This window comes from Streptomyces sp. NPDC048565 (assembly GCF_040650935.1).
Lineage (GTDB): Bacteria > Actinomycetota > Actinomycetes > Streptomycetales > Streptomycetaceae > Streptomyces.
In genome coordinates, this window is sequence record NZ_JBEZIH010000062.1 from 1 (window position 1) to 2,499 (window position 2,499).

At 56.1% G+C, this 2,499-nt stretch carries 1 rRNA gene; it reads left to right on the top strand.

Annotated elements, in window-relative coordinates:
• Window positions 1–2,477: ribosomal RNA gene (locus tag AB0C75_RS35835) — 23S ribosomal RNA — on the top strand; the annotation flags it as partial.
• Window positions 2,478–2,499: the final 22 nt, after the last annotated feature.

Below are 2,499 nucleotides of genomic sequence, written 5' to 3' on the forward strand. Positions count from 1 at the left end.
GCAGTCGTGACTGCGTGCCTTTTGAAGAATGAGCCTGCGAGTTAGCGGTGTGTAGCGAGGTTAACCCGTGTGGGGAAGCCGTAGCGAAAGCGAGTCCGAATAGGGCGTTTGAGTTGCACGCTCTAGACCCGAAGCGGAGTGATCTAGCCATGGGCAGGTTGAAGCGGAGGTAAGACTTCGTGGAGGACCGAACCCACCAGGGTTGAAAACCTGGGGGATGACCTGTGGTTAGGGGTGAAAGGCCAATCAAACTCCGTGATAGCTGGTTCTCCCCGAAATGCATTTAGGTGCAGCGTCGTGTGTTTCTTGCCGGAGGTAGAGCACTGGATAGGCGATGGGCCCTACCGGGTTACTGACCTTAGCCAAACTCCGAATGCCGGTAAGTGAGAGCACGGCAGTGAGACTGTGGGGGATAAGCTCCATGGTCGAGAGGGAAACAGCCCAGAGCATCGACTAAGGCCCCTAAGCGTACGCTAAGTGGGAAAGGATGTGGAGTCGCAGAGACAACCAGGAGGTTGGCTTAGAAGCAGCCACCCTTGAAAGAGTGCGTAATAGCTCACTGGTCAAGTGATTCCGCGCCGACAATGTAGCGGGGCTCAAGCGTACCGCCGAAGTCGTGTCATTCATACACATAGGGCCAACGCCTGTATGGATGGGTAGGGGAGCGTCGTGTGCCGGGTGAAGCAGCCGCGGAAGCGAGTTGTGGACGGTTCACGAGTGAGAATGCAGGCATGAGTAGCGATACACACGTGAGAAACGTGTGCGCCGATTGACTAAGGGTTCCTGGGTCAAGCTGATCTGCCCAGGGTAAGTCGGGACCTAAGGCGAGGCCGACAGGCGTAGTCGATGGACAACCGGTTGATATTCCGGTACCCGCTTTGAAACGCCCAGTACTGAATCAGGCGATGCTAAGTCCGTGAAGCCGGCCTGATCTCTTCGGAGTTGAGGGTAGTGGTGGAGCCGATGAACCAGACTTGTAGTAGGTAAGCGATGGGGTGACGCAGGAAGGTAGTCCAGCCCGGGCGGTGGTTGTCCCGGGGTAAGGGTGTAGGCCGTGTGGTAGGTAAATCCGTCACACGTTAAGGCTGAGACCTGATGCCGAGCCGATTGTGGTGAAGTGGATGATCCTATGCTGTCGAGAAAAGCCTCTAGCGAGTTTCATGGCGGCCCGTACCCTAAACCGACTCAGGTAGTCAGGTAGAGAATACCGAGGCGTTCGGGTGAACTATGGTTAAGGAACTCGGCAAAATGCCCCCGTAACTTCGGGAGAAGGGGGGCCATCACTGGTGATCCGATTTACTCGGTGAGCTGGGGGTGGCCGCAGAGACCAGCGAGAAGCGACTGTTTACTAAAAACACAGGTCCGTGCGAAGCCGTAAGGCGATGTATACGGACTGACGCCTGCCCGGTGCTGGAACGTTAAGGGGACCGGTTAGTGCACTTTCGGGTGTGCGAAGCTGAGAACTTAAGCGCCAGTAAACGGCGGTGGTAACTATAACCATCCTAAGGTAGCGAAATTCCTTGTCGGGTAAGTTCCGACCTGCACGAATGGCGTAACGACTTCTCGACTGTCTCAACCATAGGCCCGGTGAAATTGCACTACGAGTAAAGATGCTCGTTTCGCGCAGCAGGACGGAAAGACCCCGGGACCTTTACTATAGTTTGATATTGGTGTTCGGTTCGGCTTGTGTAGGATAGGTGGGAGACTTTGAAGCGGCCACGCCAGTGGTTGTGGAGTCGTCGTTGAAATACCACTCTGGTCGTGCTGGATGTCTAACCTGGGTCCGTGATCCGGATCAGGGACAGTGTCTGATGGGTAGTTTAACTGGGGCGGTTGCCTCCTAAAGAGTAACGGAGGCGCCCAAAGGTTCCCTCAGCCTGGTTGGCAATCAGGTGTTGAGTGTAAGTGCACAAGGGAGCTTGACTGTGAGACCGACGGGTCGAGCAGGGACGAAAGTCGGGACTAGTGATCCGGCAGTGGCTTGTGGAAGCGCTGTCGCTCAACGGATAAAAGGTACCCCGGGGATAACAGGCTGATCTTCCCCAAGAGTCCATATCGACGGGATGGTTTGGCACCTCGATGTCGGCTCGTCGCATCCTGGGGCTGGAGTCGGTCCCAAGGGTTGGGCTGTTCGCCCATTAAAGCGGTACGCGAGCTGGGTTTAGAACGTCGTGAGACAGTTCGGTCCCTATCCGCTGTGCGCGTAGGAATATTGAGAAGGGCTGTCCCTAGTACGAGAGGACCGGGACGGACGAACCTCTGGTGTGCCAGTTGTCCTGCCAAGGGCATGGCTGGTTGGCTACGTTCGGAAAGGATAACCGCTGAAAGCATCTAAGCGGGAAGCCTGCTTCGAGATGAGTGTTCCCACCACCTTGAGTGGTTAAGGCTCCCAGTAGACGACTGGGTTGATAGGCCAGATGTGGAAGCCCGGTAACGGGTGGAGCTGACTGGTACTAATAGGCCGAGGGCTTGTCCTCAGTTGCTCGCGTCCACTGTGTT